The 7,878-nt window shown below is 44.2% G+C and carries 4 protein-coding genes; 1 reads left to right on the top strand and 3 read right to left on the bottom strand.

The window, feature by feature from the left end:
* Positions 1–283: 283 nt before the first annotated feature.
* The 3 genes from trpE to VB740_RS08130 all read right to left on the bottom strand — a co-directional run bounded on the left by trpE (position 284) and on the right by VB740_RS08130 (position 4,499).
* Positions 284–1,813 carry an anthranilate synthase component I gene (gene trpE, locus VB740_RS08140; RefSeq protein ID WP_323199538.1) on the bottom strand — a complete coding sequence of 510 codons (1,530 nt, stop codon included), beginning with the start codon at positions 1,811–1,813 and terminating at the stop codon, positions 284–286.
* A gap of 98 nt (positions 1,814–1,911) precedes the next feature.
* Positions 1,912–2,337, bottom strand: a complete 426-nt coding sequence (locus VB740_RS08135) for a photosystem I reaction center subunit II PsaD (protein WP_323199537.1) — start codon at positions 2,335–2,337, stop codon at positions 1,912–1,914.
* 152 nt (positions 2,338–2,489) lie between these two features.
* Positions 2,490–4,499, bottom strand: coding sequence for a DICT sensory domain-containing protein (locus tag VB740_RS08130; protein WP_323199536.1), 2,010 nt, complete (start codon positions 4,497–4,499; stop codon positions 2,490–2,492).
* 858 nt (positions 4,500–5,357) lie between these two features.
* Between VB740_RS08130 and VB740_RS08125 the strand changes: the two genes are divergently transcribed.
* On the top strand, positions 5,358–7,649 hold the full coding sequence (locus VB740_RS08125) for an amylo-alpha-1,6-glucosidase (protein WP_323199535.1): 2,292 nt from the start codon (positions 5,358–5,360) through the stop codon (positions 7,647–7,649).
* Positions 7,650–7,878 lie beyond the last annotated feature (229 nt).

The following is a 7,878-nucleotide window of genomic DNA, read 5'->3' as shown; positions in this document are numbered from 1 at the left end:
AAGGATTTTGGTATTATGCAAAATCATTTTCATACATGGAATCAGCAACGCCCAAAATCCTATTGTCAAAGGTAGGGAAATTTCCGCCGTGCCCATTGTACTAGTACAATGGGCACGGAAATAAAGATACCATTTCAAATGGTGCAAGAGTAGATAATTGGTATATATAAGACGCGATTCATCGCGTCTCTACATGAGGGTTTTGTTGCTTATTCTGAACTGTATTGAATTATGCGTGACTTTTGACTTCCCCCTTGCGGTACTAGTCCCCAAAATCTCCGGTTCAACGCAAACAACGAATCGCCTCTAATAGACCTCTGGCTTTATTGAGCGTTTCTTCGTATTCTTTTTCTGGCTCAGAATCAGCTACCAAACCTGCACCAGCTTGTACGCTCACTGTATTGTCATGTACTACCATTGTGCGAATTGCGATCGCAGTATTTAATTGCCCTTCAAAATCGTAATATCCATACACACCGGAATAAACACCCCGACGACTAGACTCTAACTCGTGAATAATCTCCATTGCCCTAATCTTGGGTGCGCCGCTTACTGTACCTGCTGGGAAGCAAGCTTTCAATAAATCCCATGCTGTTTTACCGAGTGCTAATTTTCCCACAACATTACTAACTATATGCATCACATGGGAGTAGCGCTCAACTACCATTAATTCATCAACTTTGACGCTACCATTTTCACAAACACGCCCCAAATCATTCCGTCCTAAATCTACAAGCATCACATGTTCGGCAACTTCTTTGGGGTCTTCGAGTAAATCCTTTGCAAAGGCTGCATCTTCCTGGGTAGTTTTACCCCGTGGACGCGTCCCGGCAATGGGACGTACCGTTGCTATCACTCCACCATCTGCATCGGTTTCGGCTTTTACCATCACTTCGGGACTGGAACCGATGATTTGCCAATCTTGGAAGTTAAAGTAAGCCATGTAAGGCGAAGGATTTATCTGACGTAGGGAGCGATAAAGGGCAAAGGGGTCGCCTGTGTATGGTGTTGATAGCCTCTGGGAAATAACTACTTGAAAAATATCGCCTGCTTTAATGTAGTCTTTAGCTTTTTGGACGCTGGCACAAAAATCAGGGCGGGTAAAGTTGCTCTTATACTGGTCTGTCTCTCTGCTCCCCTCCTCCTTTGCTCCCCTGCTCCCTGGCGGTTTCCATTCCAACCTAGTTTTTTCTGGGGATAAGGGCAAAGACAGCTTTTCGAGCATTTGGGTGACGCGATCGCACGCTTGTTGATAGGCTGCGTGTAAATCTACTTTCGGATCGCGTAAATCAGCATAAGCGATCGCCCAAATTTTCCGCTTTACTTGGTCAAAAATCAATAGGTGGTCTACCTGCATCCACAATCCATCAGGGATATTTCGCTCATCTGGTGGATGAATTGGCACACGCGGTTCAATCCAGCGAATTAATTCATAGCCCCAAAAACCAAATAAACCGCCAATTCCTGGCGGTAGCTGTGGTAGCTTGACTGGGTGATAAGGCGCTAAACATTCGGCCAAAGCTGCAAAAGGGTTGCCGGCAAAAACGACCTGCGAACCGTCACGATTTTTCTGAGTCGTGCGATCGCCCCTTGCTTCCAAAACCCAAAGTGGATCGCAACCAACTAAACTATAGCGTCCCAGTTTTTCCCCACCTTCTATCGATTCCAACAAAAAGCTATAGGGCTGACCTGCACAGACTTTATACCAAGCAGATACGGGCGTATCTAGGTCTGCCACCCATTCCTGATATACGGGGACGAAGTTGCCTTGTTGCGCTAGGGTGGAAAACTGGGAGAAATCCGGAAACATCATTATTTTTAAAAGTAATTGGTAATTGGTAATGGGTAATGGGTAATTATTTTTCTTACCAATTACCCATTACTAATTACTCATTAGCTACTAATAGCTAGTTACGGAGCGTCGTAGGTAGCAACACCGCTAAACTTAACTTTAGCGGGACTGGGGTTTTGTCCGATACGGCGGTCTACATAACGGACTTTCTCACGACCTTCAGTTACCTTTTCGGGGAAGGTACCATCAGCTGGGTGAATTAAAGTGGTTTCTCCGTTGGGTAAAATCCGGTAAATTTTGTAGTCTGTAATTTTGAGTTTCCGAAGTTGCTGACCGCCCAAAAAGATGCCATATTCTTTACGAGCTATATACAGCAGGTTTTCACCTTTCCGCATAGTAGCAGCACCACCTGTAGGCAATTCAAAAACTTGCTCTTTCGGGCTAGTCCAAGTGATAGCGTACTTTTCTTCGACTTGTGCTTTTGTGAGCAAGCCACCGGTGCTGCCAGCAAATAGCGGGGTTTGTCCAGAGAGTGTTTCTGCCATAAAGTCTGTTCTCTCAACGTTTTTAGGGAATCCTAACACTGCAACCACGATCATATTGCGATCGCGTTATAGACTGTAACAGTTTTTAGTCATTAGTCATTGGTCATTTTCCCATGCCCCATGCCCCATGCCCCATGCCCCATGCCCAATCCCTATCTACTTTTAACTTTTGTCCGCTTTTCTTCTTTGCTACTCTGAACAATCGGGATTGTGAAGTGAAACTGACTACCCTGATCTTTGCCAGTTGACTCTGCCCAAATTTCCCCACCCCAGCCATTAACAATTTGACGGCAAATTGCTAAACCAAGTCCAGTTCCGCCAGTGGTGCGGCGCAGTGCTCCTTCTTCTTGATAGAAGCGGTCAAAAACTACTTCTAAACGATTCGGTTCAATGCCGCGTCCAGTGTCAGCCACAGTCACCTCAACCATTTGATGGCTGTTGTGAATCGCTTTAATGGTGATTTCTCCTTCGGGTGGTGTAAATTTACAAGCATTATCCATGAGTTTTGCCAGTACCTCTACTAGCCAATCACCGTCAGCTCTAACCAGAGGTAGGTTTTCGGCAATTTGAGTCTTGATTTTGGGAGGCTTTTCCGTTGAGGAACGCGTGCGATTGCGGCTGAGTGATAAATCTATACACTCTTGTAAAGTAAGCGATTCTGGATGCCATTCCACCCGACCGCTTTCCAAGTTGGAAAGTGTAAGGAAATCTTGTACCAATTTTCGCATCCGTTCCGAATCAGAAAGAGCGGTGTTGAGCATAATTTGCTGCAACTCCAAAGGCATATCCGGCTCACTAGCGAGGCTTTCTAGGCACACTTGAATTGTGGATAGGGGGGTACGCAGTTCATGCCCGGTGATGGCTATGAGGTTGCTGCGGGTGCGGTCTAGGGCTTCTAGCTGCTGGTTAAGTTCTTCTAGGTTGGCATAAGCTTCCGCTTGGATGAGAGCTGCTCCCACTTGGGTGGCGATCGCTTTTACCAAATCCAATTCACCAGGTTGGCACTCGTGCGGTGGCATTCGACAATAGTGTAATTCCACGATGCCCAATAATCGCCCCTGGTAAAATACTGGTTCCATCAGCCAAGAACGAATGGCAAACTTTTTGGCGATTAAGGAGAGGGCTGGCGAATTGTTAACACGGGGGTCATTCAGTGTATCGCTAATACAAACACCTTCGCCTTGTTGCACTATGTCCTGAAATAGGGAATTTTTCTCTAACTCCCAAGTTTGCCCAAGAACCGATAAAATACCGGGATTCAAAAACTCGTGTTCAATTATAGCTTGGCTATCTGTGGCTTGAGCGCGGTAAATTAGACAGCGGCAGGCTTCTAGGTGTTGTCCTAATTCTTGTGCCGCCACCTGAAGAACTTCGTGAGGATCAAGCGATCGCCGAATGGCAGTGCTAATCGAGTTGACTAATCGCTCTTTTCGTGCTTGGGCAGCAATTGAACGGTAAGCTTTGTGCAATTTGTACTGACTAGCTTGCAAGTAAGTTACTAAGCGCTGCACAAAGGGATCTGTATCGATGTCACAAGCATATTCGTTGATCTGTTCTTCTCCAGAGTAGCTTCGCGGCTCTCCTATGCCAAACCTCCGACGAGCCTGCTCAATTTTAGTTGCCAGTTCTGGTCTGTAAACCAAAATCCTGTCTAATAGCAATTCAGCTGCTTTGAGGCTAACTCCCCTTTCTGATGTCCAAATTCCCTCAAATCTCCGCGCTGTGTCTATATCCAGATTAGGGCTTAGTTCCGGTAGTTGCTTGTTTTTGGCAATAGAACCAAGGCTTTCCCGGCAAACCAGACAAGTAGCATAATTGTCAGCAATCACTATTAAATGCCACTCTTGACTTAAACCATCCGTTGGCTCAAAAGCTATCTTTTCGTAGTGTTCAGAACTGTTGGTGAAATCAGTTTCTGGAGCAGATAATACGTATATCTGGTTACTCCGTAAAGCAAGTCGCAGGTAGCGATGAGCTTCTTGGCGGTAGAATCGCTCTCGCTGGAAACTAGCAATTACAAGGGGTTGAGCTAAAGTCGCAGCCAAAACTTGATCTTCCATCGCATGGGAGAGCGCCGTTAGTGAAGCCTTAAAATATAGCTGGGGCCGCAAGTAGGGTAGGGACTTTAGCAGATCACTCAGCACAGAAGTCGAAATGCTCATGAATTATTGTTAAACGCTCAACCTCGACAAGATCAAAAGTCACAGCTGCATTGTACAAATTCCAAGGGACTCTCAAGTTAAATAGAGAGTTGCAATATGTAAAGAACGCGCTTAAGCACTTTCTGCCAAAGCAGGCGCAACACTTCGTTACCAATTAGAAGGAGTGTGTACAACTTGAATTGTTGATTAACAACCTACTACGCCCAATATACATTCTCGACCTACTTTGATAGATGCTTGTACAGGTAAAATCTTTCAGTGCTAAGTACTAAAGCACTAATTGTTGTATGCTTTAAACTGTTATATTCATTAATAACCACTGATCATTGATTGATAGCCCTCGCGTTGGCATAGCCCGTCGTAGACATTACCTACTTTGCCTACACTAATTTATGCCGACTAAAAAAATTTTCTTACATAAAAACCATTACTCCTACATTCACATAATTTAATAAATTAATTGTCGTAAATCAGTCTAATTAAATACCATAGATATTTAAGACAAAATCGTATAATAGTAGAGAAAAGTTCTCTTCTATGCCCAACAAGAACTGGGAATTTCGCTTTTTTGGTGAATATTCTATGTGCCTTGTGTCTTAAAAAACTTTAATAATTAATAAATTATCTAAATATCCTCACTTCTGAGCCTTGACTTCGAGTTGTAAAATATAAGTTTATAAATATCTGCTTATACAGGTTTAAGCGCTGCTATTTTATCAGTAGGTATGTAAGTATTATTTTGTTTGGTTACAATGACTCGAACGGCTTTTAAAGAGTATCTTCTTTTTAAGTGATGAGGTCAGCGACCTCTCCTCGGAAGACCACAAAAATATAGACCTGTACACGGAACTTTGGCTAATGACACCGGATACGCTAATGACCTCGGAAAAAATTTTCCTAGATGGAAAAACTTTTATTCCTGCCGAACAATTACCTATCCCGGAGTGGCCTGGTGTTGTGAGTGAAAGATCACAACCGACACTGACGGTTAAAGATGATGATTTATTTTTTGTGACAGATACTATCGGGAACATTTCCGGCTGTTCCCTCAACGATGGCAATCCGAGCATGGGATTGTTTTGTTGTGATACAAGATTTCTTAATCGCTTAGAGTTGCAAATTGAAGGGCGATCGCCTGTACTCCTCAGTAGTACTGCTGAAAAAGGGTTTTCACTCTCAGTTTTGTGTACTAACCCCAGAATCGACGAACGCCTGAAAGCCGACACTGTAGGAATTCGTCGAGAAATGGTGCTGAATGGGGCACTATTTGAAGAAATAGAAGTATCTAACTACAGCACAACAACCGTCAGTTTTGAACTAAGTATCAGCTTTGATGCAGACTTTGTGGATTTATTTGAAGTCCGGGGTTATGACAGAGAAAAACGAGGTCGGCTTTTACGCCTAGTGGAACCGACGGCTGAGGAAGGAACATTTTCTGGCGGCGATGGCGTTTCACCTGTACCCAAAGAGCTACATGCCTCTAAGGAAGAATCTTTAACACTCGCTTATCAAGGTCTAGATGGCTCGGTGATGGAATCCCGTCTTCTATTCCAGCATCGCCAACCAGACTATTTCAAGGGTTACACTGCGGTTTGGAAGCTAGAGTTGACTTCTCACGAAACTCAAAAGCTGGGCTACCGGGTGAACATGTTGAAAAACAACCAGTCCAGTTCAACCGTAAGCGCAGCCATTACCTTAGGACAAGCGAAAGCCGCTGAGTTGATGGAGGAGCAACACTGGATACAACAAATTACCCGCATTAGCTCAGATAAGAGTACCTTCAATCTAGTGATTGAGCGGGCCGAGCAAGATATGTATTTGTTGCGCCAGTCTTTTGGGAAGTATAAAACAGTTTCGGCTGGAGTACCGTGGTTTTCTACACTATTTGGGCGGGATTCGCTGATTACAGCTTCTCAAACCCTAATGTTAAACTCGCAAATCGCCAAAGAAACCCTGATATTACTTGCGACATACCAAGGTAAAATCGACAACGAATGGCGCGAAGAAGAACCGGGTAAAATTTTACACGAGTTACGTTTGGGAGAAATGGCTCGTTGTCAAGAAATTCCCCATACGCCTTACTACGGTACAGTTGATGCCACTCCTCTATGGCTGATGCTCTATGCCGAACATTATGCTTGGACTCACGATCAAGAACTTTTAGAGCAACTTTGGCCGAATGCTCTAGCAGCAATGAAGTGGATTGATCGCAATATGAAAGAAACCGGCTACCTCAGCTACTTGCTTAAATCTAAACGCGGTCTTGCTAACCAAGGTTGGAAAGATTCTGGTGACTGTATCGTAGACCACAAGGGAGAATTAGCCAACGGCCCAATTGCCCTTTGTGAAGTGCAAGCTTATGTCTATGCAGCAAAAATGCGATTAGCAGAAATAGCTAGGATGAAGAAACGGCTTGATTTGGCAGATCGTTGGCAAGAAGAGGCTAGAAATCTTAAGGTTCGTTTTAATCAAGATTTTTGGGTGGAAGATCAGGATTTCTGCGCTCTGGCTTTGGATGGTGACGGCAAGCCAGTAGATAGTATTACCTCAAATCCTGGCCATTGTCTGCATTTGGGTCTTTTCACCCACGAAAAAGCCTATAGTGTAGCAGAACGGTTGCGGGCACCAGATATGTTTAATGGTTGGGGCATTCGTACTTTGAGTAGTTTATCACCCGCTTACAATCCGATGGGGTATCACATTGGTTCGGTTTGGCCCCATGATAACGCCTTAATTGCAATGGGATTGCGATCGCTCGGTCTGATCGATCAAGCCCTGGAACTTTTCCAAGGTTTATTCGATATGACTAGTCAGCAGCCTTATCAACGTCCTCCAGAACTCTTCTGTGGCTACGAACGGAACGGTGATAACGCTCCTGTGCAGTATCCAGTTGCCTGTACTCCCCAAGCTTGGGCTACTGGTAGCGTCTTCCAACTGCTGCAAATGATGGTTAACTTGGTGCCTGATGCTCAAAATAATTGCTTGCGAATAATTGATCCCGCTTTGCCAGAATCGATTAATCGCCTGTCGTTTCATAATTTGCGAGTCGGCCCCACCATCCTCGATTTAGAATTCGAGCGTTCTGGCACTACGACTGCTTGCCGCGTTGCCAAAAAACGCGGTAATCTTCGGGTAGTTATTGAAGCATAGAGAGAGTGGGGAGTGGTCTATTCACCACTCCCGATTTTATGCTTAGTGCGATCGCCTTTTAATATAATTAATCAAAATTTCTAACAAGTAACCATTTTTAGAACGGGCTAATAGCAGCATCAAATTGAAAATACTATTTTTTATTTTCACTTCAAGCATTAGCCCTTAAAAGCTTTTTACCCAAATTAAATTACTGATTTCGGTACAATACCATCTGTCTGTAGAATGA

The sequence above is a fragment of the Nostoc sp. UHCC 0251 genome, assembly GCF_034932245.1.
In the GTDB taxonomy this organism is placed as follows: Bacteria; Cyanobacteriota; Cyanobacteriia; order Cyanobacteriales; family Nostocaceae; genus Nostoc.
This window is presented reverse-complemented; position numbering and strand designations above follow the sequence as displayed.